18 protein-coding genes, 2 pseudogenes and 1 riboswitch are annotated in these 24,574 nt (G+C 62.3%); of the genes and pseudogenes, 12 read left to right on the top strand and 8 right to left on the bottom strand.

Translation table 11 applies throughout. The annotated features are described in order from the left end of the window. Positions 1–107: 107 nt before the first annotated feature. From A5483_RS01015 to A5483_RS01030, 4 genes and pseudogenes are all read left to right on the top strand, one after another. Positions 108–755 carry an NUDIX hydrolase gene (locus A5483_RS01015; RefSeq protein ID WP_063810755.1) on the top strand — a complete coding sequence of 216 codons (648 nt, stop codon included), beginning with the start codon at positions 108–110 and terminating at the stop codon, positions 753–755. Then, positions 737–3,252 (top strand): annotated as a pseudogene (hrpB, locus tag A5483_RS01020) (ATP-dependent helicase HrpB). Before A5483_RS01015 ends, hrpB begins: the two are co-directional and overlap by 19 nt. 183 nt (positions 3,253–3,435) lie before the next feature. Continuing rightward, positions 3,436–3,539: riboswitch (TPP riboswitch) on the top strand. A gap of 34 nt (positions 3,540–3,573) precedes the next feature. Then, entirely contained in the window at positions 3,574–4,206 is a 633-nt protein-coding gene (locus tag A5483_RS01025) for an ECF transporter S component (RefSeq protein ID WP_063810756.1), read from the top strand. After that, positions 4,203–6,302, top strand: a complete 2,100-nt coding sequence (locus A5483_RS01030) for an ATP-binding cassette domain-containing protein (protein ID WP_063810757.1) — start codon at positions 4,203–4,205, stop codon at positions 6,300–6,302. Before A5483_RS01025 ends, A5483_RS01030 begins: the two co-directional genes overlap by 4 nt. A 15-nt stretch (positions 6,303–6,317) precedes the next feature. Here A5483_RS01030 and A5483_RS01035 read toward each other — a convergent pair whose 3' ends face one another. The 5 genes from A5483_RS01035 to A5483_RS01055 form a co-directional block, all read right to left on the bottom strand. After that, the gene (locus A5483_RS01035) at positions 6,318–7,493 is read right to left on the bottom strand and encodes a glycosyltransferase family 4 protein (RefSeq protein WP_002550103.1); all 1,176 of its coding nucleotides are present in this window, start codon (positions 7,491–7,493) and stop codon (positions 6,318–6,320) included. A gap of 88 nt (positions 7,494–7,581) precedes the next feature. Continuing rightward, positions 7,582–8,001, bottom strand: coding sequence for a DoxX family protein (locus tag A5483_RS01040; protein ID WP_002550207.1), 420 nt, complete (start codon positions 7,999–8,001; stop codon positions 7,582–7,584). A 446-nt stretch (positions 8,002–8,447) separates the two neighbouring features. Further along, positions 8,448–9,455: a dihydroorotate dehydrogenase-like protein gene (locus A5483_RS01045; RefSeq protein ID WP_063810758.1), complete on the bottom strand. Its 1,008-nt coding sequence runs from the start codon at positions 9,453–9,455 to the stop codon at positions 8,448–8,450. Between the two features lie 23 nt (positions 9,456–9,478). Further along, the gene (gene nifJ / locus A5483_RS01050; RefSeq protein WP_063810759.1) at positions 9,479–13,093 is read right to left on the bottom strand and encodes a pyruvate:ferredoxin (flavodoxin) oxidoreductase; all 3,615 of its coding nucleotides are present in this window, start codon (positions 13,091–13,093) and stop codon (positions 9,479–9,481) included. 15 nt (positions 13,094–13,108) lie between these two features. Then, entirely contained in the window at positions 13,109–14,935 is a 1,827-nt protein-coding gene (locus A5483_RS01055; RefSeq protein WP_042843192.1) for an NAD(P)-binding protein, read from the bottom strand. 250 nt (positions 14,936–15,185) lie between these two features. Between A5483_RS01055 and A5483_RS01060 the strand changes: the two genes are divergently transcribed. Next, complete coding sequence (locus tag A5483_RS01060) at positions 15,186–15,503, top strand: thiamine-binding protein (RefSeq protein ID WP_063810933.1); 318 nt, start codon at positions 15,186–15,188, stop codon at positions 15,501–15,503. A 16-nt stretch (positions 15,504–15,519) separates the two neighbouring features. On the opposite strand, the gene A5483_RS01065 is transcribed toward A5483_RS01060, so the two are convergent. After that, positions 15,520–16,185 carry a FadR/GntR family transcriptional regulator gene (locus A5483_RS01065; RefSeq protein ID WP_063810934.1) on the bottom strand — a complete coding sequence of 222 codons (666 nt, stop codon included), beginning with the start codon at positions 16,183–16,185 and terminating at the stop codon, positions 15,520–15,522. Between the two features lie 397 nt (positions 16,186–16,582). Between A5483_RS01065 and A5483_RS01070 the strand changes: the two genes are divergently transcribed. From A5483_RS01070 to A5483_RS01100, 7 genes are all read left to right on the top strand, one after another. Continuing rightward, the gene (locus tag A5483_RS01070) at positions 16,583–18,271 is read left to right on the top strand and encodes an L-lactate permease (protein ID WP_063810760.1); all 1,689 of its coding nucleotides are present in this window, start codon (positions 16,583–16,585) and stop codon (positions 18,269–18,271) included. 42 nt (positions 18,272–18,313) lie between these two features. Continuing rightward, positions 18,314–19,120, top strand: coding sequence for a (Fe-S)-binding protein (locus tag A5483_RS01075; protein WP_063810761.1), 807 nt, complete (start codon positions 18,314–18,316; stop codon positions 19,118–19,120). Positions 19,121–19,123: 3 nt separating this feature from the next. Beyond that, entirely contained in the window at positions 19,124–20,659 is a 1,536-nt protein-coding gene (locus A5483_RS01080) for a LutB/LldF family L-lactate oxidation iron-sulfur protein (protein WP_063810762.1), read from the top strand. Further along, on the top strand, positions 20,656–21,336 hold the full coding sequence (locus A5483_RS01085; RefSeq protein WP_063810763.1) for a LutC/YkgG family protein: 681 nt from the start codon (positions 20,656–20,658) through the stop codon (positions 21,334–21,336). The genes A5483_RS01080 and A5483_RS01085 overlap by 4 nt, the downstream gene beginning before the upstream one ends. A 134-nt stretch (positions 21,337–21,470) precedes the next feature. Then, on the top strand, positions 21,471–22,187 hold the full coding sequence (locus A5483_RS01090; protein ID WP_063810764.1) for an ATP-binding cassette domain-containing protein: 717 nt from the start codon (positions 21,471–21,473) through the stop codon (positions 22,185–22,187). Next, positions 22,184–23,422, top strand: a complete 1,239-nt coding sequence (locus A5483_RS01095; RefSeq protein ID WP_063810765.1) for a DUF7224 domain-containing protein — start codon at positions 22,184–22,186, stop codon at positions 23,420–23,422. Before A5483_RS01090 ends, A5483_RS01095 begins: the two co-directional genes overlap by 4 nt. Further along, positions 23,419–24,009 (top strand): hypothetical protein, encoded by a 591-nt coding sequence (locus A5483_RS01100; protein ID WP_063810766.1) that lies wholly within the window; start codon positions 23,419–23,421, stop codon positions 24,007–24,009. Before A5483_RS01095 ends, A5483_RS01100 begins: the two co-directional genes overlap by 4 nt. Before the next feature lie 75 nt (positions 24,010–24,084). On the opposite strand, the gene A5483_RS01105 is transcribed toward A5483_RS01100, so the two are convergent. Together A5483_RS01105 and A5483_RS12585 are read right to left on the bottom strand one after the other, a co-directional pair. Next, complete coding sequence (locus A5483_RS01105) at positions 24,085–24,282, bottom strand: hypothetical protein (protein WP_002550241.1); 198 nt, start codon at positions 24,280–24,282, stop codon at positions 24,085–24,087. A gap of 19 nt (positions 24,283–24,301) precedes the next feature. After that, a pseudogene (locus tag A5483_RS12585) lies at positions 24,302–24,501 on the bottom strand (hypothetical protein); the annotation flags it as partial. Between the last annotated feature and the right edge of the window lie 73 nt (positions 24,502–24,574).

A 24,574-nucleotide genomic window follows, 5' to 3' on the forward strand; every position in this document is an offset into this window, starting at 1 on the left:
TGTGATGTGACGATTCTCCCAAAAATGTGCTGTAACTCGCAATGAGTTGGGTCCTACGGAGGGGTATAGAAGGGGCACTTCCGCTTCCAGCGTGACAGGCTGGGATCATGCCACATCTCCACACGCAGCCGCACGGACACGACGTGACGATCAGTGCGTGGATCCTCAGACAGTTTCCGTCTGACGGCGTTCATCGTCGGCAGTGGAAGGCGCTGGTGCATAAGCACCGCAAGATGAACCTGTGGATCCAGCCTGGCGGGCACGTCGAACATACCGAGAATCCCTGGCAGGCTCTCGCGCACGAGCTTCATGAGGAAACGGGCTACCGCATCGACCAGTTGAGCGTTCTGCAGCCCTGGAACCGGCTGCCCGACGGCGTGCACGACCTCATGCATCCCACCCCGGTGCTCCTCAACACCCACAGCCCATACCCGGGCCACTTCCACTCGGACATTGTCGTGGCGATGGTCGCCCATGGCGATCCGGCGGAGAAGCCGCGTCCGGGAGAGTCTCAGGAGCTGCAATGGGTTAGTCCTGACGAATTTGCTGCGCTGCCGGGTTCCGAGCCTGACGCAGTCATGATCATGACGATGATCGTTGAAAACGTGGCTGACTCATGGTTGGTGATTCCTGCCACGCAGTGGTCGCTGGCTGACGCTCCCGCTGAGGCGATGACCGATCGCTCTGTTGCCGAGGCCACCGCTCCTGATCCCCTCGATGACAGGGAGACGCTGGGGTGGGGGACCGCTCAGTGACGAGGAATTCTGGTCCAGACCTTGCGAGAGTTGGGGCCGGGCTTCCGGTCGCCGCGTACCGGGACGAGATCACCACGGCTTTACAAGGCAGGCGAGCTGTCATCGTCGCTCCGCCAGGCACCGGTAAGACAACATTCGTCCCGCCCTTGGTGGCCTCGAGGTGTTCTGGTCGGGTCATCGTCACCCAGCCACGTCGGGTGGCAGCAAGGGCCGCTGCCCGCCGACTTGCCACACTGACCGGGACTCGCCCCGGGGCGTTCGCGTCGCACACCGTGCGTGGCGAATCGACGACAACCCGCGACACCAAGGTGGAGTTCGTCACCACCGGGGTGTTGCTGCGCCGTTTACTCAACGACCCCGATCTGACTGGGGTGGATGCCGTCATCCTCGATGAGGTCCATGAGCGTCACCTCGACGCTGACCTTGTTGTGGCAATGGTGTGCGAGGTTGCCCAATTGCGCGATGATCTGAGCATTGTCGCAATGTCGGCAACCGTTGACAGCTCCGGGCGGGCGACCCTTCTTGGCGGCGATGAGCCGGCCCCGGTCATCGAGGTGGCCTCCGCTGTGCACGAACTCGAGGTGGAGTGGGCGCCGGCAGCTGGTGCTGCTGTGGAATCTCGGGGAGTGAGCCGCGAATTTCTGAGCCATCTTGGCGCCGTGACCATTGATGCGCTTAATCGCCACGCGGAAGGGTCGGCACTTGTCTTTGTTCCGGGAGCCCGCGAGGTCGACCACGTCGTCGCGGATTTGCGCTCCCGACTCGCCGGGATGGAGGTTGTCGGACTGTCTGGGGCGATGTCGGCACGAGAACAGGATCATGCCTTGTCAGATCCGGGGAGCGTGCGTCGCGTCATCGTCTCGACGGCTGTCGCGGAATCTTCCCTGACGGTGCCTGGCGTGAGGCTCGTTGTCGACTCCGGGCTGTCACGTGAACCGAGACTTGATCGTGGTCGAGGCATGACAGGTTTAGTGACGGTCCGGGAATCTCGCGCCTCAGCAGTGCAGAGGGCCGGGCGCGCAGCGCGTTTGGGCCCGGGGGTAGCAGTGCGCTGCCTGCGTGCCCAAGACTGGGCGGGTATGTGCGCCGATCCTGCTCCCGAGGTCGACCACGCTGACCTTTTGGCACCCTTGTTGTCTTTAGCGGTGTGGGGATCTCCTCGTGGTGAAGGGATGGCACTGCCAACACCATTGCCACAGGATCGGGTGGCCGCCGCCGAAGAAGAACTGCGAGGTCTGGGTGCCGTCGACGCGGAGGGGCGGATCACAGCAGGGGACGTCACCTTGCCACGTTTCCCCTTGATCCGCGACTGGCTAGGGCTCTGACAGACGGCGCTGCCAGCGTCGGCTCGCGTCGCTGCGCCGAGATCACCGCGATGCTTGGCTTGGATGATGGTCAGGTTGACCTCGTCGGGCAATGGCGTCAACTGCGGTCCGGGAAACACCCGGAGGCTACGATGTGGCGGCGCGAAGCTGATCGGCTGGCGCGGCTGATCAACGACATTCCCTCTACTGGCACTACCGATGATGCTGCTGTCGCTACCGTCGTTTCTCTTGCCCGCCCGGGATGGATCGCTCGCAGCCGGGGGGTGGGCTCCACGTCGTATTTACTGGCTTGAGGCACGGGGGTCGACTTACCTCGCAATTGCCCGTCAGGACTGCTCGGGCAGCCGTGGCTAGCGGTGGCGCGCACTTCCCGTCTTACCGATGGCGCTCTCATCCGGGCCGCTGCCCCGCTCGCGGAGTCGGCTGCTTTGGAGTCTGGTGCGGCGATGTTGACGAGTGATACGACGGCGACCTGGGATGGCGGGAAAGTACGGGGTCGGCGAGTGTCGCGGCTTGGGGCCATCGAGTTGTCGTCGACTCCTGTCCGTCCGGATCCGGCGCAGGCTCGCCACGCGGCGCTGGAGGCGGTCAGGGCCCGGGGGCTCGACGTAGCGGGCCTGACGAAGAACGGTGAGTCTGTGCGCCGCCGTCTCGCCTTTGCTCATCGGGTGCTTGGTGATCCCTGGCCCGATGTCAGTGATGAGGCCCTGTTAGCCCGCGTCGAGGAGTGGCTTGACCTCGACGCGTTGGCGGCAGGACGGGGAGGCGACGCGACCTCGGGTTTGCGGGGGCTGCTGGGCTGGCAGGAGTCCGCCCGTCTTGACGAGGTCGTCCCCGAGACCATCACCGTCCCCAGTGGGTCGCGGATCCGCGTCGACTACCCCGAGCCCGGTAGTGATGCTTCCCCGGTCCTTGCAGTCAAGCTCCAGGAGTGTTTTGGCTGGGCTGACGGACCGACGGTTTGTGACGGTCGGGTGAGGGTGGTCCTGCACCTACTATCCCCGGCACGACGGCCATTAGCCGTCACCGACGACCTGGCGAGTTTTTGGACCAGCGGGTATCCCGCGGTGAGAGTTGAAAACCGGGGACGCTACTCCAAACACCCCTGGCCGGAGGACCCTATGACGGCTACTCCAACCAAGCACACCAACCGCGCTCTGCGGAGGGACTGACGTAGCGTCTGGGCGCCGCGGTACGTGTGGTGAATTGGTTTTGGATCCCGTGGGCAACCACGCGGAGTGGCTCGTGAGTGCTTCCTGACCATGATTGCCACAGGTGCCGGGGTGTTGGGTGCCGCGAGCGGTGGTCGAGTGATGCGAGCGGTGGTGGTCTGCCGGCCTCGTGGCTATGATCAAGGGCAACGACAGGGGAGCATCGTCGGATGCTGAGAGTGGGCACCGCCCAGACCCTCGAACCTGAACCGGTTAGGACCGGCGTAGGGAGTCGGGCTCTTCGCGCTTTCGCGCCCCTTCCGAATGAGCGGAAGGACTTCCATGACCAACGACAAACCAGCTGTGCGATACCGCACTATTGACATCGTCACTCCGGTGATGATTGCCGTGGCATTCGGCGTCATCTTCCTTGGCTATGGGGCGGTATATAGTCTCCTCAAACCGGTTACGTCGGTGTATATGCCCATCGAGGGCATGCTTGCCGGCATTTGGTTTTTACCGGCATTTCTTGCCGGGCTTATCGTCCGTAAACCCGGTGCGGCTTTGCTTGCCGAGGTTTTGGCGGCCGCGATTGAGGCGGCTCTTGGCGGCCCGTGGGGGCCTGGAACCCTCATCTCCGGCGTCATCCAGGGTTTGCCGATGGAGCTGTGTTTGCTCGTCGTCGCCTACCGCAAGGCCGGTCCGAAGCTTGTTCTGGTGGCCGGAGCTCTGACCGGCTTTGCTGAGGCTATCTACGAGAGCAACTCCTACTACTCGATGTTCCGCTTCGGCGATACGATCGCCTACTTCGTTTTCATGACCGTTTCCGGAGCGCTGCTTGGCGGTCTGGTGGCGTGGGGTATCGTCCGTGGTCTTGTGGCTGCTGGTGCCCTCAACCCCTTCGTAGTTTCTCGTGAATTGCGTGGCGGTAGGAAGTCGGCCCGGAGCACAGCGTCATCGCGAAACCTGTCATGACTGATGTTTTGACCCGTACTAGCCAGACTGACGAGGTCTCCGGTCGCCGGGCGGTGCCGGTGGACGTGGAGGGGTTGACGGTCGGTGTCCCTGATCGTGATGAGCCCATCCTTGGCCCTATCGATCTCCATTTGGCGGCGGGGTCCCGGGTGCTTATCGCCGGGCTGTCGGGGGCTGGTAAGACTACTTTGCTGCACGCTATCGGCGGCTTACTGGAGGAAGAAAGCTACGACCTTGCCGGTCGGGTGAGCACGTGGTCCGGCGGGGTGAACGTCGGTCTGCTGCAGCAGGAGCCGATCCATTCCGTCGTCGCTGCTACGTGTGGGCGAGATATTGCTTTTGGCCCGGAGAACCACCGGGTCCCGCGCGAGGACATCTGGCCGGTTGTCGAGGATTCCCAACGACGAGCCAGGTTCGCTATGCCCACGGACCACTCGACTACGAAGATGTCCGGTGGCCAGATGCAGCGCCTGGCCATCGCGGGGATCCTCGCCACCAATCCTGGCCTGCTGCTGCTCGACGAGCCCATCTCCATGCTCGACGAGGAGTCGGCCATGGCGATCCGTGACGAGGTTGCCTGGATGGCCCACGATCGGACTGTTCTCGTCGTTGATCACCATCCTGACCAGTGGCGGGGCGTCCTTGACCAGGTCGTCGAGTTGACCGATCACGGCACTCTCAAGAAGGTCTGGGATTTTGAAGACTTCCTGGATTCACGCGAGGCGGTGTCATTGTCGCCGCACACTTCCATCGCGGGCGAGACGGTTGTGCGCGCCAGTGCTATCGATGCTCACCGTCCCCAGTCCGACGACCTCCTGCTGCGAGGCGTCACCATGTCGGCTCGGCGTGGTCTTATCACCGTCGTGTCGGGTCCGAGCGGGGCTGGCAAATCCACTTTGCTGAGGTTGCTGGCCGGCCTTGACGCGCCCGCATCCGGTGAGCTTACGCTGCCGGGTCAGGTCGCTTGGGTACCGCAGAACCCGGAGAACTACTTGGTGGCCCAGACGGCTGCGGACGAATTGTTTGCCTCGCCGATGGTTCCCGAGGATGCCGATCTTAGGGGCCTGGTGAGGACTTTCGGACTCAAGGCGATCTTGGACTCCCACCCCATGACGTGTTCTGGGGGTGAGAAGCGGCGCCTTGCTATCGCGGCAGCCCTGGCCCAGCACCCGGATCTTCTTCTCCTCGATGAGCCAACCGTCGGCCTCGACGACGACCGTGGCGCGAGCGTGCTGTCAGCGATCCGTGCTGCGGCCGACTCGGGCGTCGCCGTCGTCGTTTCGTCCCACGATCGTCAGGTCATCGAAATGGCTGACGAGATCGTTGACGTCGCCGCTTACCGCGTTCCAGACCCCACCCCCGATGAGCGTCGGGAAGAAAGTGCGGCCTTCTTGACGACGATCAATCCCTTGGTTGTTCTTCTCATTGCCATTGCTGGGATTTTCGGGTCGCTCTTTGTGCGCTCCCCTCTTATTGGGGCTATTGGTCTTATCCCGGCCGCTGCGATGGCTCCGATGTGTTCCCGCCGCGTCAAACCATTGGTGGTGCGGGCGGTGCCGGTTCTCGTCGCTGCGGTGATGATGGTCTGGACGACCCTGCTATTGCACAGCGGGTTCACCGATCCGGCGGCGTGGCGGGAAGCGGCTCGTCAGGGACTGAGGATCCTCGTCTTCGTTCTGCCAGGGGCACTCGCCTCGGCGGCCGTCGACCCTACTCGGTTGGGTGACGCTTTGGTTCAGCAGGCCCACTTGCCGCAGCGTCCGGTGGTGGCTTCGGTGGCTGGAGTGGTGCGGATGGGCCACCTCGGCGACCAGTGGCGCATTCAGTCCGATGTGCGCAACCTGCGTGGGTTGGGCCCCAAACGGTCCCTGTCTTCGCGGATTAAGTACCTCTCGTCCATGACCTTCGCGATGGTGCTATACGCCATGAGATCCTCGGAAATTCTGAGCCGGGCGATGGACTCCCGCGGATTCGCGACGGCGACCCGCCGAACTTACGCGGTGGAGTCACGCTGGCGTGTCCGTGACCTGTGGGGCGTGGTGCTCGCGGTGTGCGTCGTCGCGGTTCCGGCCCTGGCGGCGGCGCTGTTTGGCTGAACGTGTGATACGCGCTCAGCGATACAGCGCCTTCTCTAGCACCGTCGCCAGCTTGTCGACGGATGCCTGCAGGGAGTACTTGTGCGTCATGAGTTCACGGGCCCGCTCATGCCAGCGTTTCATGGTGGCCTCGTCAGCGTCACGTACCCGTTCGATGCCGGCGACGAGGTCGGTGGGGTCGACGCATGCGCCCACCTCGTCGTCGCTGATGACGTCGCGGATGGGTACCTTGGCGTTGGAGACGACCGCCAGCCCGGCAGCCATGTAGTCGTAGAGCTTGTTGGGGCTCATGCCCTTGTCAAAGACCGATTGCGGGGACACCGTGTGCAGACCGACGTCACAGGCCGACAGGATGCGTACCAACTCTGACTTCGGTACCTGGTCGTGGAAGGTGACGTTGGTTAGGCCGAGTTTCGCGACTTCGTCGATGGCCCACTGCTTACGCGCCCCGGCGCCGACTAATAGAAAGTTGACGTCGGGCAGACGACGGGCGGCGTCGACGATGAGGTCCAGCCCGACGTAGTTGGCGTGGGTCCCCGAGAACACCGCGGTGAACCCGGAGATGCCGTACTCTTTGCGCAACTCCTCGCGGGACTCCTCGACCTCGTATTCGGCCAGGTCGGCGCCATTGGGGACAACGGTGACCTTATCGACGTTGATGCCGAGTTTGCGGAAGTGGTCCTCCCAGCCTTTCGTCACGACGACGATCTGGCGAGCGTGGGCGTAGATGGTCTTCTCCAACCCTTGCAGCACCTTATGTAGGGCTGACCCTTCCTTGAGAGCGCCGCCGGATACCAAGGATTCTGGCCATAGGTCGCGGATTTCGACGACGAATGGCTTGCGACGTACAGCGGCAACGACCATCGCGGCTGCCGGGGCCAAAATCTGTGGTGAAGAGGCGAAGATGACATCGGCCGGGCGGCTCAGGGCTCTGGCTCCGGCGCCGGCGGCGAAGGCGACCCAGCCGAGGACCCGCTTGACCCCGTTGCCCTTGTACTCCGGGATCGGGACGAGGGTGTAGCGCGGGTCGTCAACCGTCATGCGCTCGCCTGAGGTGTGGTTGATGTCGGCGGCGTAGAAGTGAGGCTGCCAGTTATGCAGCCGGGAAAACATGTCAAAGTTCCGGGTGATGCCGCCCGATCCCGGTGGAAAGGCGTAGTGATTGATCACGCTGACCTTGCGTTGCGGCATCTTTCCTCCTGGGTTTAGGCGCAAACCAACCCTACCGGGCATGATCGCTACTCGCGGACGGCGCCACGAACGCAACCGCAGCCCGGGGTCAGTCCTCGCGAGTGCCTTCCAGGGCCAGACCCACCAGGATGGGCTGGAAGAGCAAGCGAATTGCGCGTTTGCGGTCGTCGTCGAGGCCGAATCCATCCTTGTGCTCGACAAGCTGGCCGACGTTGCCCGGGAAAATCGCGGTGAAGAAGGCGGCGGCGCTGCGTCCCCAGAATTTCTTGTGGCGGCCTGACAGCAAGGCGGTCCCGAGGATGATCTCGGCGGCACCGGATAACAAGACAACCGTGTCATCGTCCAGCGGTACCCAGTCGGGTACTTGGGCCTGGAATTCTTCGCGAACGAAGGTGAGGTGACCGACACCGGCGTAAGCCAGTAAGCCGCCTACGCCAAGACGGCTCAGGGTGCGTAACGGGTGGCGCTTCGCAGGCGATGGTGCGGTGAAGTGTGATGAGCGGGACATTGATCCTCCTGACGACCGGAAGCGGTACTGGATTGATGATAACTCGTGGAAATCCTGGTTCCTTAGCGTCCTAGGGCCAGTCGAGGTGGCGGCGGGCCCTATGCGGAACCCGTTTACCACAGCTGGCTCTCAGAACCCGGTGGCCAGTCGTATGACCGATCTCGGCAGCGAGCGGCATGGTCATCGGATACGGCTGGTTTCCTGAGGCGCGGGCTCACGATGTTGCTGTGGTATTCCGGTTGGTGATGAGGGAGCGAGCCACCTGGGATGGCGCGGGACACCATCACCACCCCGATTACCACACGTGGTCGGGGAGGGGTGGGCGGAGACGTGCAGAGGCGTGCGGGTGGGGCGCGCCGCTGTTGGCCTGGGAACTTTTCGAACAGCGGCAGCAGGCATAGCGAGGGGCCGGTGACGATCGCCACCGGCCCCTGTGGATGTGAGTGTCAGGATCCGTAGGTCGTTTTGGCCTTTTCGAGGGCCGCGACGTAACCGTTGCGCTCGTACTCGGCAGTCGAGGCATCACGTGGCACGGCGAGCATTCCGCGCAGCTTGTCGAGGTCGACCTGCTTGCGCTGCAGGTAGGACTCCAGACCTTTCTGCAGTTCGGCCGCGTACCCGGCGCCGTGACGCACCAGCGCTGAGGTGGTCATGACGACGTCGGCTCCAGCAAGCAGATATTTGATGACGTCATCGGCAGTTTCGACACCCGAGGAGGCAGCTAGCGAGGCGCCAATGCGACCCGACAGTGCAGCAATCCACGTCATCGGTAGCCGAGCGTCAGCCGGGGACGACAGCCACACTCCGGGCTCCACCTGCATCGTCTCGACGTTGATGTCAGGTTGCAGGAACCGGTTGAACATCACTAGGGCGTCGGCGCCGGCGGCGTCTAGGCGGGTGGCCATGTTGCCCAGGGCGGAGAAAAATGGTGAGAGCTTGACGGCAACTGGTACGCCCACGGCGTCCTTGACGGCTTGGACGATCTCGACGTGGCGGTCCTCGACTTCCTCGGCGGACTGTTGAAGGTCGCCGGGCACCATATAGATGTTGCACTCGATGCCTGCTGCGCCAGCCTCTTCCATCCGCTTGGCGGTGTCGACCCACCCGCCGTTTGTTGCGCCATTGAGAGACGCAATGACGGGAATGTTAACGGCATTGGCGCTGGCCTCCAGATGGGCGAGGTAGCGCTCGGTGATGCCGCCCTGGTTGCTGGCCACGGTCGGGAAGAAGCTGAGCGATTCTGCGAATGAATCCATGTACTCGAGCTCGATCTCGGCTTGCCGGGCCTCCTCGTGCCTCACCTGTTCCTCGAACAGGGAGTACATAACGATGGCTCCGACTCCGGCTTCGGCGAGGGCCTTAACCCCGTCAACGTTCTGCTGGATGGGGCCGGCGGAGGCAACCAGAGGCGACCTTAGGGTTAGCCCCATGTACTTGGTGTGAAGATCACTCATGGCACGTCATTCCTTCGTGGCTGTCAGGCGCGGTTGGAGGTGGCAGCGAACTCGGACATCCGGGCATCGATGGCGAAGTCCTCGGCGGTGCGGGATGCCATCTCGGCATACTCGGCGTAGCGGCGCTCCACCTGGCGCTGTCCCAGGTCCAGCATACGTTCGGCTTCTTCCGGATGAGCTTTCTGAAGCATCCGGTAGCGCAGTTCGAGTTTGGTGTATTCCCGCCACGTCTCGTCGGGCTTGGGGGAGTCGAGTAGGAATGGGTTGCGTCCTTTGTCGGCGAGTACCGGGTTGTAACGCATAAGCGGCCAGTGTCCGCAGTGGACTGCCTTGTACTGCTGGTCCAGGCCGTTGCGCAGGTCGTAGCCGTGGGCGATGCAGTGGCTGTAGGCGATGATGAGGCTTGGGCCAGGATAGGCTTCGGCCTCGCGGAAGGCCCGCAGGGTTTGCTGCGGATCGGCGCCCAGGGCCACGCGGGCGACATACACCGATCCGTAGGCGATGGCTTGCAGGGCCATGTCTTTCTTAGCGGTGGGCTTGCCCGCCGAGGCGAATTTGGCGACGGCGCCCAGCGGGGTCGATTTCGAGGCCTGACCACCGGTATTGGAGTACACCTCGGTGTCGAGGACCAGGACGTTCACGTCGCGGCCGGAGGCGAGCACGTGGTCGACGCCACCGGAACCAATGTCGTAGGCCCAGCCGTCACCGCCGATAATCCACACCGACCGGCGTAGTAGGTGGTCGGCGACACTCATGAGGTCGCGCACGGCCGGGGTCTGTTCCATATGTGCGAGCTTGGTCTGTAGCTCCTTGACGCGGCGCTGTTGGCTCTGCAGGTCATGCTCGGTTAGCTGCGGGGCGTGCAGTAGGTCCTCGACGAGCTCCGGGTCGAGCCCGCTGGACACCTCCTGGAGGCGACGCTTGGCGAGGTCGGTTTGGACGTTGGCGGCCATCCGCATGCCCAGGCCAAACTCGGCGTTGTCCTCGAAGAGCGAGTTCGACCATGCCGGGCCACGTCCTGAGGCGTTCTTGCCCCACGGGGTTGTCGGCAAGTTACCGCCGTAGATGGAGGAGCAGCCGGTGGCGTTAGCAACTTCGGCGCGGTCACCGAAGAGCTGGGTGATGAGCTTGACGTAGGGCGTCTCGCCACACCCGGAGCAGGCTCCGGAGAACTCGAAGAGGGGTTCCAGGAACTGGGTGCCTCGTACGGTGGCGAAGTCGACGCGGGAGCGGTCATTAACCGGGATTGTCTCGAAGAACTCGACGTTTTCGCGCTGGACGGTTTTGTCGAGGTGTTCTTCGAGGTTGATGGCCTTGCGGTCAGGTTCGCCGACGGGGTGGGCCGGGCAGGCCTCGACGCACAGCCCACAGCCGGTGCACTGGTCGGGGACGATTTGCAGGGTGTAGCAGGATTCTGGCAGGCCGGCGGCATTGAGTTCTGCGGACTGGAAGGATTCTGGGGCCCCGTCGAGCTGAGATTGCGGGTAGTACTTGGCGCGGATGACGCCGTGTGGGCAGACGAAGGCGCAGTTGCCGCACTGGATGCATGCGGTGGGTTCCCACGTGGCGATGACGTCCGACAGCGTTCGCTGCTCGTACTTTGTGGTGCCGGCGGGGTAGGTGCCGTCATCGGGCAGGGCCGACACGGGCAGCAGGTCGCCGAAACCCTCGATCATCCGGGCGGTGACATTTTTGACGAACTCGGGGGAGTCTTCGCGCACGGCGGGGATGAGACTGTGGTTGGCAGTCATCTGGTCTGGAACCTTGACCTGGTGTAGGTGTTCCAGGGAGGCGTCGACGGCCGCGTGGTTCATTTCGACGATCTTCTGGGACTTTTTACCGTAGGTTTTCTGGATCGAGTCCTTGATTTTCGCGATGGCTTCGTCCTTGGGCAGCACACCAGAAATCGCGAAGAAGCAGGTTTGCAGGATGGTGTTGGTGCGGTTACGTAGACCCACCTTGCGGGCTACGGACAGGGCGTCGATGGTCCATAGGTCGAGGTGTTTGTCGAGGATCTGACGCTGCATGGTGTCGGGCAACTTGTCCCACACCTGGTCGGCGTCATAGGGGGAGTTCAGGAGGACGGTAGTGCCTTCGCGAGCCATCGTCAGGACGTCGACGGACTCCAGAATTCCCCAGGCATGAATGCCAATGAATCCGGCTTGGCTGACCAAGTAGGGGGCTTCGATCGGTTTGGGTCCGAAGCGCAGGTGGGAGGTTGTTCTGGATCCGGACTTTTTAGAGTCGTAGACGAAGTAGCCCTGGGCGTAGGTGTCGGGGTCCGACCCGAGGATCTTGATGGTGTTCTTGTTAGCACCGACGGTGCCGTCGGAACCCATGCCGTAGAACACGGCACGGATCGTTTTGGGGTCCTCGATGTCGAGGGGTTCCCACGGTAGGGAGATGCCGGTGACGTCGTCATCGATGCCGATGGTGAAGCGGGGACGCGGACTCTCCAGCTCGAGCTCGGCGGCGATCCCGGCCACCATGCCGGGGGTGAACTCCTTTGACGAGATGCCGTAACGACCGCCCGAGACAATCGGCATGGAATCGCGGGTGCCGCGGGAGTGTGCCTCGGATAGGGCAGCCAGCACGTCAAGGAAGAGAGGCTCGCCGTTCGAGCCGGGCTCCTTGGTGCGGTCCAGAACGGCGACGGTACGCGCCGTTTGCGGGATGGCTTTGACGATTTCGGCGGCCGGGAAGGGACGGAACAGGTGCAACTCGACGAGGCCGAGTTTGTGGCCTTGGACGTTGAGGTGGTCGATGGTGTGCTCGATGGTGCGGGCGCCGGAACCCATGCAGACCATGACCTCGGTGGCTTCGGGATCACCGTGGTACTCGACGAGGTGGTATTGGCGTCCGACGACCTGAGCGAATTCGTCCATCAGGGACTGGACGATGCCGGGCACCTTCTCGTAGTACTTGTTCGCGGCTTCGCGAGCCTGGAAGTGGGTGTCGGGGTTCTGGGCGGTGCCGCGGATGAACGGGTGGGCCGGAGACAGGGCGCGTTCCCGGTGGGCGTGGACGAGGTCGTCGGTAATGAAGTGACGGATGTCGTCGTCTGAAAGCATCTCGAGCACGTTGAGCTCGTGGGAGGTACGGAAGCCTTCAAAGAAGTGCATGAAGGGTACGCGGGAGTGCATCGTCGCAGCTTGGCTGATGAGAGCCAGGTCGTGGCATTCCTGCACGGTTGAGGAGCACAACATGGCGAAGCCGGTCTGACGGCAGGCCATGACGTCTTGGTGATCGCCGAAGATGGATAGGCCTTGGGCAGCCAGCGAACGGGCGGCCACATGGAAGACCGTGCTGGTGAGCTCGCCAGCGATCTTGTACATGTTCGGGATCATGAGCAGCAGGCCTTGGGAGGCTGTGAAGGTGGTGCTCAGGGCGCCGCCCTGTAGGGCGCCGTGCATGGCCCCGGCGGCGCCGCCCTCGGACTGCATCTCCATGACGGTGGGGATGTCGCCCCAGATGTTGTTGCGCCCGGCGGCAGACCATTCGTCGGCGGTCTCGGCCATCGGGGAGGACGGGGTGATCGGGTAGATCGAGCACAGTTCGTTGCAGCGGTAGGCGACCGAGGCGGCGGCGGTGTTGCCGTCGGCAATGGTGCGGACGCGGGAGTCGGAGCTATTTGCCATGGTCAGTCCTCCTTCTCAGTTCTCGGTGTCGATGGTGAACTTCAGTGAAGCTGACCGTCGTGGGTTGGGTTCAGGACGTACCGCGCAGCCGGGTGTGGGGTTGCCGGATCCCTGCACGGTGGCCGGGTCTGTGCCTTCGGGGATCATCTCGATGGCGTGGACTGGGCACTGGTCGAAGCAGGTGGCGCATCCGGTGCACTTGGCATAGTCGAATTCGTAGCGGTGGCCTTTGCCGAGCTTGGTGATGGCGTCCTCGGGGCAAGAGCCGTAGCAGCCGTCGCATTCGAAGCAGTTGCCGCAAGATAGGCATCGTCCAGCCTCGAAGTGGGCCTGCTGTTCGGTGAGTCCACCGACGATCTCGTCGAATCCGACGCGTTGGGTTGGGTCGAGTTCGGGCTGGTTGCGGCGCAGATGGTCGCCGAAATACCACAGGTTGAGGTCGTTGAAGCCCACCGTGGTGTTCTTGGCGGCTGGGTAACCGGATTGACGGTTCAGCCACAGGTCGATCTGACGGGCGGCACGTTTGCCGTGGCCGACGCCGATCGTCACGGTGCGCTCGGAGGGGACGGTGTCGCCACCGGCGAAGATACCGGGGACGTCGGTCATGAGGGTTGAGGGGTTGACGTCAACGACGTCGTTGCGGAACCTCATGCCGGGCATCTTGTGTAGGAAGCTGGTGTCGGCGTCCTGGCCGACGGCGAGGATGACGGTGTCGGCCTCGAGCTTCTCGTAGCGTCCGGTGCCGTGCGGCTTGCCATTTTCGTCGAGTTCCATGACTTCGACGGTGAGGTCCTCGCCGACGTCAGTGATGGTGCGCAGCCAGTTCATCTGGACGCCTTCGCGCTCGGCTTCTTCGCGCTCCTCGGCGTGGGCTGGCATCTGCTCGGCGGTGCGTCGGTAGACGACGATGGATTCCTCGGCTCCGAGACGCTTGGCTACGCGGGCGGCGTCCATGGCGGTGTTGCCGCCACCGTAAACAGCGACACGTCGCCCAATGAGCGGTTTTTCGCCGGCGGCGACGTTGTGCAGGAAGCTTACGGCGTCGACCATTCGGGAGGCATCGACGGTCGGGATGTCGACGCGTTTGGATAGGTGGGCGCCGATGGCCACGAAGACGGCGTCGAAACGTCCCTTGGCTTTCTCTTCCATGAGGTCGTTGACGGGGTGGTTGAGGACGATCTTGATGCCGAGGTCGGTGAGGCGTGCCACTTCGGCGTCGAGGATCTCGCGCGGCAGGCGGTACTCGGGGATGCCGTAGCGCATCATGCCGCCGACTTTGTCGCCGGCGTCGTGGATCTCGACGTCGTGGCCAAGCATTGCCAGGTGGTAGGCGGCGGATAGGCCGGCCGGGCCGGCGCCGATGACGAGGACGCGGTGTCCGGAGGGTTTCGTGGGCGTGGTGAACTTCCAGCCCTTCTCGATGGCGAGGTCGCCAAGGTAGCGCTCGACGGAGTGGATGGATACGGCGCCATCGAGGTCGGCGCGGTTACAGGCCACCTCGCAGGGGTGGTAGCAGACGCGGCCGTGGATGGCGGGGAAGGGGTTATCGGCGGTCAGTTGACGCCAGGCCTTTTCCTCGTCGTGGGCCTTGATGAGGCGCAGCCACTCTTGAATGTTCTCGCCGGCCGGGCATCCGGCATTGCAGGGAGGGAGCATGTCGAGGTAGACGGGTCTGCGGGTACGGGTGGGGGTGACGCGACCGGTTGTGCGGGCCAGATCAGGACGCGCGGTGATGTCCTGGTTCTCTTTGATGACGTATCCGTTCTGGTCGTCGGTGACGGTCGTGTCACTCGTCGTAGTCTCGGCGCTCATACCTAGCTCTTCCTGTTGGAAATGCGGCATTTCGGATTGTGAATGTGGGGATCACAAGCGAACCTCGTGACGATATTAGACCACAGATGAAAGAGCGTGCAGGTCAGGGTATGGTTAATGAAATTTGGTGCAGGAAGGTTTGCCTAAACCGTGATCGAGATTGCGGAATTACGAACCATATTGTTATCGAAATGTGGCAAGGTCTGGGGTACTCGGAATGGTGAGTGCTCCCGGAGCCGAACCCCGTGAGGTTGCTGGCTGGTGGTGCAAGACTGTAATCATGATCGTTGCCTTCAGTCTTGTTCCCAGCGGTGGTCGAGCTTCACGGGAGGATGGTGGCGTCGCCGACGCCGTTGCTGCCGCCGTCAGGGTGATTCGCGATTCTGGACTACCCAACCACACCTCGTCGATGTTCACCGAGATCGAGGGCTCGTGGGATGAGGTCATGGGCGTCGTCAAACGGGCCACCGAAGCGGTTGCGCAGTATGGGACTCGGGTGTCCCTCGTACTCAAGGCCGATATTCGCCCCGGCCGTACCGGTGAGATGACGGCCAAGCTGGAGCGGCTCGAGGGAGAGTTGGATAAGCAGCAGAGGTGATTGGGGCAGATGGGCGTCAATCTCGGCCGATGAGCAGAGTCTCGTAGGCATTGCGGATGTGAACTTCGGCGACTTCGGCGGCTCGCTCGGGGTCACCGTTCTCGATTGCGGCGAGCATCTCTTTGTGGTCGCAGACCAGACCGTCGCGCCAGTGCTCCCATCCGATAAGAGAATGCTCGGCTTCCAAGATGGGTAAGTGCACCGCCTCGCGGATGGCCACCGCCAGATCGCTCATGAGACGGTTGTCCCCGGCCTCCGCTAAGGCAACGTGGAAGGCGGTATCGAGGGCGTTGAAGGAGTCAGGTTGCAGGGCGTCGTGCATCTGAGCGAGGAGGTTTGTCGCCCGGGCTAAGGGTCCAAGCGCACGCACTTGCGCGGCTGCAGCGCAGGCGGCCTTTTCGAGCGCCACTCGAGTTTCGGTGAGGTCAGCGAAGGAGACGACCTCGAGGGCTAATTGCAGCCGCAGTATGCGTCCCATGGCGTCCGAGGGACGGGCGTCGACGCGGGTGCCATTGCCGCGTCCAGTGCCGGAGGACAAGATTCCCTGGGCTTCCAAGGCCCGAATGGCTTCTCGGACTGCCCCTCGACTGATGCCCAGTGAAGCCGCGAGCTCCCGCTCAGGGGGAAGGCGGGAACCGTTGACCCACCGTCCGGCGAGGATCTCGTGGTCAATGTGGCGCATGGCGACCGAGAACCCGCCCGGTTTCGAAGCGGTGCTCGGAATCGTCTGTGATGCTCGCTGTTGAGCATGCGGTTTCGGTCGACTGGGGTCGGCGTCGCGGGTCTGTGTCATGGCTGGGTCCTCGTCGGTGAGCTGCTTCATTGTCACCGAACACGTCTCGTATGTCCAACGCCTGGGAAGGGTGGATTTGGCGCATGCAAAGGGCAGCTCATATCCCCGCGAAAATTAGGCCGCCCTTATTTGATGCACTGATGATCGACTACATGTTCTTTGTTTGAACGGAAGTGCTTGACGTCCATGGGAAATGGTCCTACCGTACTATTGGTCGGACCAAAGCGGTCCGATCTTGCCAGCGGTTAGCCGACCGTAGGCAGTGGTTGAACAACGGAGTTCTTCGATGGTTCTTCTCCAGACCTTCACCCCATCGGCCAATCCGCTGGGGTCGCAGTGGCTGTCGGCCCTCTTGGCCGTTCTGCCCGTGCTAGCCATGCTCATTACCCTTGGTGCGCTGCGTTGGAAGGCGCACTTAGCTGGCCTTTTTTCGTGGGGTGTCGCCCTCATTGTGGCGATTACCGCCTTCCATATGCCGATTGGAATGGCATTTTCCTCAAGTGTCCAAGGCTTCCTCTACGGACTCTTCCCGATTTCGTGGATCCTGCTGGGTGCCATCTGGATGTATCAGGTGACGGTCATTTCCGGCCGTTTCGACGACCTGCGCCGCACCTTCTTCCTCATCAGCGATGACCCGCGTGTGTTAGGTATCCTCATCGCCTTTTGCTTCGGCGGTCTACTGGAGGCTTTGGCTGGGTTTGGTGCCCCCGTCGCCATCGCTGCTGCGATGCTCATCGCTATCGGCTTTGGCAAGCTCCGTGGTGCCGTCACTGCTTTGGTCGCTAATACCGTCCCGGTGGCTTTTGGCGCCGTCGGTCTGCCGGTCCTCATGGCCGCCAAGACAGGTGGCCTGGACGTTGCGGTAGTGGCTCCGGTCACCGCCCGCGTCTGCGCGCTGCTCTGTCTGGTCGTGCCTTTCCTCATGCTGGCGATCATGGACGGCCGTAAGGGTGTTCGTGAATGCTGGCCCTTCGGTCTGTTCGTTGGCATCGTCTTCGGTGTGACGAAGGTCATTGTCGGTGGCACCCCGGTCTACAACCTCACTGAGATCTTCGCTGCGGTTGTCACCGTTGCCCTTTCCTTGCTGTTCCTCAAGGTCTGGAAGCCCAAGGGTGGTCGCGAAGCTGCCGAGCGTATTGGCGTCCCGATGGATCCGGCTGTCGAGACCGAGTCTGTCGAGGCTCAGGAAGTCGACACCTCTGACCTGGCCGGCAACCGCATCTTTATGGCCCTCGTTCCTTACATCCTCGTCATCGTGGTGTTTGGAATCGCTGCCATCCCCGCCGTCCAGGAGAGCCTGAAGGCCGCCGACGTCAAGATGGCCTGGCCTGGCCTGTCGGGACTCATGACCACCGGCGGCAAGGCTGCTGCTCACCAGACCTACACCTGGCAGTGGCTGTCCCAGCCCGGCTTCTTGCTCGCCATCGTCGCAATCCTTGTGGGCCTCATCTACCGGGTGCCCCTGTCCGACGTCTTCAAGGAGCTGTGGGTCAACGCCAAGAAGATGAAGTTTTCGATGCTGACTATCGGGATGGTCGTCGCCTTGGCTTATGTCATGGGTGATTCCGGCCAGACCCTTGCTCTCGGCATGTTCATCGCTGGAGCAGGAGCGGTCTACCCGTTCCTGGCACCGATTCTCGGCTGGATCGGCACATACGTCACTGGCTCCGATACCTCCGCCAACATTCTGTTCTCCGGCTTACAAAGCAGTGTTGGACAGCAGGTCGGTGCCGGGTCGTATCTTGGTATAGACGGTATGCGGCATCTGCTGGTTGGTGCGGGCGCATCCGGTGGTGTCGTCGGCAAGATGATTTCCCCGCAGTCGCTAACCATCGCGGCTACCGCGATAGGCCTGGTCGGCGGTGAGTCGGTCATCCTGCGCAAGGTTTTTAAATTCTCGATCATCCTTCTCGTCCTGATGTGCATCATCGTCGGCCTCATGTCGACCCCGGTGCTCGGATGGATGGTCCCCTGAATCTGCTGACGGATGACACCGCCTGGCATCCGTTCATTATCAATGGAGGTCACCATGACAACCACTACCAGCCCTGGCACCAGGGCTGCCTCGCCCGGCTTGCCGGGGGCGGGCATAACCGTCGGGCTGTTCATCACGTGCATCAATGACGTGATGTTCCCCCAGACGGGCGTGGCCGTCACCACCCTGTTGGAGCGCCTCGGCTGCAAGGTCGAGTTTCCACGGGAGCAGACCTGCTGTGGCCAGATGACGACCAACACCGGATACTTTGACGAGGGGATTCCCACCGTCCGTCAGTATGTGCGAGCCTTCGGGGACTACGACTACATCGTCGCGCCGTCGGGGTCCTGCGTCGCCGCCGTCCGTGACCAGCACCCGATGCTCGCCGGGCATGCCGGAGACTCTGGTCTGGCTAAGGAGGTCGAGCACACCAGTCAGTGCACCTACGACGTACCCGAGTTCCTCATCGACATCCTCGGCGTTACCGACGTGGGCGCCTATTTCCCGCACCGGGTGACGTATCACCCGTCTTGTCATGGCAAGCGGCTGCTGAACCTTGGTGATCGTCCTTACGAGCTGCTGCGCCATGTCAAGGGCATGACCTTAGTCGACCTGCCGATGGCCGAGCAGTGCTGCGGGTTCGGCGGCACCTTCTGCATCAAGAACCCCGATATGAGTGCGGCAATGGCCGCCGACAAGGCCCGCCACGTCCGCGAGACCGAGGCCGAGTATGTCGTCGCCGGCGATAACTCTTGCCTCATGAATATCGGTGGTGTGCTGTCGCGCCAGAATTCAGGCGTCAAGCCGATTCACATCGCTGAAATCCTCGCCAACACTGAGGAGGACTGACCCATGAGTACCGAATTGCGTCGCGTCACGTACGGAAATCACGGTGTCGCCCGGCTGACCCCAGCTCCTGACAAACCCGGCCCGTACATGGGCATGCCGAAATTTTCGAAGGCCGTTAAGGGCGAGTTGAGCTTGTCGGTGCAGCGCAAGAACATGCGTAATGCCACCACGACGATTCGCAACAAGCGCGCCATGCGGGTCTCTGAGTCCCCGGATTGGCAGGATCTGCGTGATGCCGCTGAGTCCATCAAGAATCGCGTCGGCCGCCACCTTGACCACTATCTCATTGAGGCGGAGAAGAACCTCACTGCGAACGGCGTTCACGTCCACTGGGCCCGCGACGGCGAGGAGGCTAACCGCATCGTCGCCCAGATCGCCAAAGACAAGGGGGTTGACGAGGTCGTCAAGATTAAGTCGATCACCAGTCAGGAGACTGACCTCAACGAGTACCTCGAGGCGCAGGGCATCGCGGCGTGGGAGACCGACTTGGCTGAACTTATCGTGCAGCTAGGTCACGACCGTCCGTCCCACATCGTCGTGCCGGCCATTCACCGTAATCGTGCCGAGGTCCGCGAGATCTTCCTGCACGAGATGAAGAATTATGGTCGTCCGGCCCCCGAGGACATCTCGGAGAACCCGCCGGAGCTGGCCAATGCGGCTCGTCTGCACTTGCGCGAAAAGTTCCTGCGTGCCGAAATGGCCGTCTCGGGTGGCAATTTCGTGCTCGCCGATACCGGGTCGCTAGTGATCGTTGAGTCGGAGGGCAATGGCCGTATGTGCCTGACCTTGCCGGACACCTTGGTGTCGATCGTCGGCATCGAGAAGGTGCTGCCGAGTTTCGACGACCTCGAGGTCTTCCTCAAGTTGCTGCCGCGTTCGGCCACCGGGGAGCGGATGAACCCGTACAACTCGGTGTGGAGCGGTGTGACTGACGGTGACGGGCCGCAGGAACAGCACGTCATTTTCCTTGATAACGGTCGTACCGACGTGCTTGCCGACACCCTTGGCCGCGAGGTGTTGCGGTGCATCCGGTGCGCCTCGTGTATCAACATCTGCCCGGTTTACGAGCGGGCGGGTGGCCACGCTTACGGTTCGGTGTACCCCGGACCGATCGGCGCTGTACTCAATCCGCAGCTGCGGGGCGTGGAGCATTCCGTTGATCGTGGTCTGCCATACGCGTGTTCGCTGTGTGGCGCCTGTAATGAGGTGTGTCCGGTGAAGATTCCGTTCACCGACATTCTCCTCGAGCTGCGCAACAAGGTGGTCGAGTCTGAGAAAGCCGACCGTATACCGCAGGACTACGAGGTGGCCGGCGAGATGGGTCTGATGAAGACGGCATCGTGGGCGTTTAGTGACCATAAACATTTCGAGGCGATCCAGGTCGGCTCGCGTGGCGTGGGACGCGTCCTGCGTGGCAAGAAGATGGGACCGGTTCCGGTGCCGATAGCTGAGCGGTGGCTGAAGTACCGCGACGTCGATGCGCCGCCGACCGACACGTTCCGCACCTGGTGGAAGAAGAACAGGGAGGAAAAGCGATGACCACCATCAGCACTGATCCGGTGGCGCGTACCGAAATCCTTGCCCGGATTCGTCGCGCCAGCACCGACATCACCAATTCCGACCCGGTCACTGATGTGCCGATCGAGTGGAAGTATGGCACTGGCATCGACATGGACGACGTGGTTGGCACCTTTGTCGAAAAGGTCATCGACTACAAGGCGACCGTCGTGCGGGTCAAGGGGGCCGACGTTCCCCAGGCTGTCGTTGAGGGGCTGAGGTCTACTGGTGCCGAGCACAGCACCGTCGTGCCGGTCGGTCTGGACAAATCCTGGGTCGAGGCGATCAAGGATGCCGGGTTTGACGCCCGCGTCGATGATCCGCAGCTATCGAAGAAGGATCTCAATGGCACCGACGCCGTCGTCACTGCTGCTGCCTGTGGTATCGCTGACACGGGCAGCATCGTGTTGACCCACGTGGAGGACCAGGGCCGTCGGGCCATCACTCTCGTCCCGGATCGCCACGTCTGCGTTATCAAGGCTAGCCAAGTGGTTTCCGACGTCCCGGAGGCCATCCAGATCGTCAAACCGGCGGTGCATGAGGGCCACCCGTTGACTTTCATCTCCGGTGGTTCGGCCACCTCTGACATTGAGTTATCTAGGGTCGATGGAGTGCATGGGCCGCGTCAGCTCTACGTCATCGTCGTCGACGACCGGTGAAGCACGACCAGAACTAGTGCCCCGGTTGAGGGACCGGGGCACTGCTGTGCCTGAGGGTGTAAGGAAGATGCGCCGTTCAATGCAGCCGGGCCTGTTTGGCTGCTTTCGTGACGGTTCCAGTACGATCAGCGACGATGATCATTGACGATGTGACGTTTTCCTACCGGCGGCATCATGAAGTGTTGCACGGCGTGAATATCGAATTCACGCCGGGCAGGACAGCGTTGCTCGGCCCCAACGGGGCCGGCAAGTCCACCCTGTTCTCACTGTCCTCGGGAGCCACGGTGCCCCAGTCGGGGAAGATCAAGCTGGGAACTGCTGAGGCATCGTCGCGGACCTTGCGCCGTCGGGTGGGGCTCATGAGTCAGACTGTCCGACCTATTGCTGGGCTGACGGTACGCGAGCAAGTTACGTACTGTGGGTGGCTCATGGGATTGGGGATCCGCGAGGCTGCCACCAAGGCCGAGAAGGTGATCGCAGACGTCGATCTAAGTGAGAAGGCTGACGAGCGCTCTTCCAGAATTTCGGGTGGCCAGTTGCGCAGGGTGGGCTTGGCTCAGGTGCTTGTCGGGCAGCCGGAGGTGCTACTACTCGACGAGCCTACCGCCGGGCTTGACCCGGCCCAACGAATGCGTTTTCGAGATGTCCTCGAGCGTATTCCCAATGATCGGGTTACCGTCGTCTCTACCCATCAGGTTGATGACCTCGCTGATGGGTATGACAGGGTGGTTGTGCTGTCCTCTGGACGAGTCGTCTTCGACGGGACTCCTCACGAGTTCCTTGATCTAGCACCGGAAGATGCCCCGCACCGCGCAGAAACGGCCTATCTAGGTCTGGTGGCCGACGAATGAGGTTCACGACCCGGCTGCGAACCGCGCCTGGGATATGGCTGGCACCCCTCATCGCGGTCGTGTTCATCATGGTCGACCAGAATGCTTCCAGCGGGTCGTATTGGCTTCCCCTGGTGGTTGGGGACACGGCTAGGGTCATGGTCGCCAATGGATTGTGTGCCTTTGCTGGGGCACTGGAAGGTCGACGACTTAAGACCGTCGCCCTAACAAGCAATCGGGTGAGGGCGTGGTGGCGTATCTTATTGGGGCCCGTGGTGGCTTCGGCGTCGGTGACTACCGTGCTCACGGTGATCTTCATGGCCAGGCATGGATTTGCCTCGCACTGTCTTGGATGGGCCGTCCTCGGTGTGACCCTGTTGTCGGTGTGGTCATGGACTATCGCCGGGGTCGCGTTGGGGCTGTGGTTGCCCGTGGCTGTGGCGGCGCCATTGGCTTTGGCGGTGCCCGTGGCGTGGATGATCTTCCCGCCTGGGATGTCGATTTACTGGCTACGTCATCTCACCGGCACGTGGCTCAGCTGCTGCACCATCACGCAGACGCTGAATCCGGTCGTCATCACGGGAACCTTGGCTGTTCAGCTTGGTCTTCTAGCCGGGGGCGTGATCGTTGCGTCGGCTCGGGTGGCACGGCACGGACGTCGGTTGTCTCTTTGCTTGGGAGTCTTGGCTCTCAGCATGGGGTTCGTCGCCGGTGCCGTCCAGGTCGGGCACCTTGATGCTTTTCCGACCATTGCGCGTGAGACTGTCGTGAGGTGCCGTGCGGTTGAAGGTACGGGCGTTCAAGTGTGTCTGCTTCCTGAACACGAGTCGGAGCGGTCAATGCTGGATTCAACCGTCAAACGGGTATTTCCGATGTGGAGGCGTGCAGGAATAGATCTCCCGAGGTGGTATTCCGAGCAGCCCCTTCCGGGCCGGAAGGATGCCGTCGAGCTCAGTGTCTTCTCAGGGATGATGGGGGAGTCAATCGCTACTGCTCGTCTTGCGGCAGCTACTGGACGCCCCTTCTGTTCGATCTCAGACGAAGAGGAGGCTCGGCCTGTGGAGATCATCCAGTACGGCGGTCGTATTGATGCGTGGTTGCGGCAAGTGGCGCGCGCGGCTGGTCTTGAGGTCACTGAGGAGGGGGTAGCGAGCGAGGACTCCGCCTGGGCCAAAAAATTGCGTACCAAGGATGCAGCAGCTCAGGCTAGTGTAGTAAGGAAGATGCAGGAGTATCTGCGAGGATGCCCTCGATGAGGTATTGGTTGCGCAATCGTCTGGCGTGTTTCCAGTTAGCCGTGGCATGTCTCTTTGCTACGGCGTGCGCCCTAACCAATCCCGGCGAGCTGTCAGTGCCTGCCATCTTCGGCAGTATCGGTGCCTTCATGGTATTCAACAACTTGTTCGGTCTGGTGCTCGCGATTTTCTATGCCGTCGGTCTGTCTCGGGCAGATCTGAGCGTCGAGGACAGGTCGTCCCGGCATACTGGATTTCTTGACGCTGCCCTGGGGACGGCCATTTCGGCGATCATGCTGCTGGGACTATTAGGCCGGCCAGGAAACGCCAGTGTTGTTCGCGACGTCCCGATATTCTTAGGAATCACGATGGTCGCGGCTCGCTGGATGCCGCGTAGTTTTGCGTCGCTGCCGGCAATCGCATATTTCCTCGTAGGTCTTCTGGCAGGCCGCGCCTACGACGGGGAGGCGTGGTGGAATTGGCCAGTGGCCAAGCCGTCGGGGCAGGTGAGTCGAGGGTGGATCGCTGCCTCGATGATCCTTGGCGTGCTGGCCTTAACGATTCCGACTCGGAAAGTGCGGCAACGTTCTGCTGCGGATGACGATTGAGCAGATCGTGCGTGGCGGGATCGGCTGGAGCGCCGTAGGGCGTCTTGTGTGCGGGGATGGCGGGAGGCACTTGCGTCAGCGAGAGTCTGAGCTGCTACTACGTGCGGTGGCAACATGAATGACCGCTGACGCGAGGCCGATCACAGCGAAGGGGATGTAAATCCACCAGTGCGTGCCGTGAGTGAGCGCATCGGTGATTTTGACGACGATGAAACCGGCGACAAGCCAGCCGACCAAGGCCAGGAAGACGTTGCGCCAAGAGCGTTGAAACATGGTGATGAATCTCCTTAGCCTAGGATAGGCAGCCGCTGACAGCGTCGCCAACGCGGACCCAGCCGTGTGCGTCGGAGCGGTACCAAGCCCAGCCAGCTCCCGCAGCACAGAGCACAACAGCCCCCGGTCCGACCTTCTCGCGAGGAACTTCCCCGCTTTGAGTCCCTTTGGGGCCATTATCTTGACGCCTGACCAAGTCTTGCCAACGACCCATCCAGTGTAAGTTGCAGCCTCCGGGGAGATGCTCGCGGTGTGCCCGATGTTGGCGGTCCCTGGCGAGTCTGCTGTGTAA

This window comes from Cutibacterium namnetense, from assembly GCF_001642025.1.
GTDB lineage: Bacteria > Actinomycetota > Actinomycetes > Propionibacteriales > Propionibacteriaceae > Cutibacterium > Cutibacterium namnetense.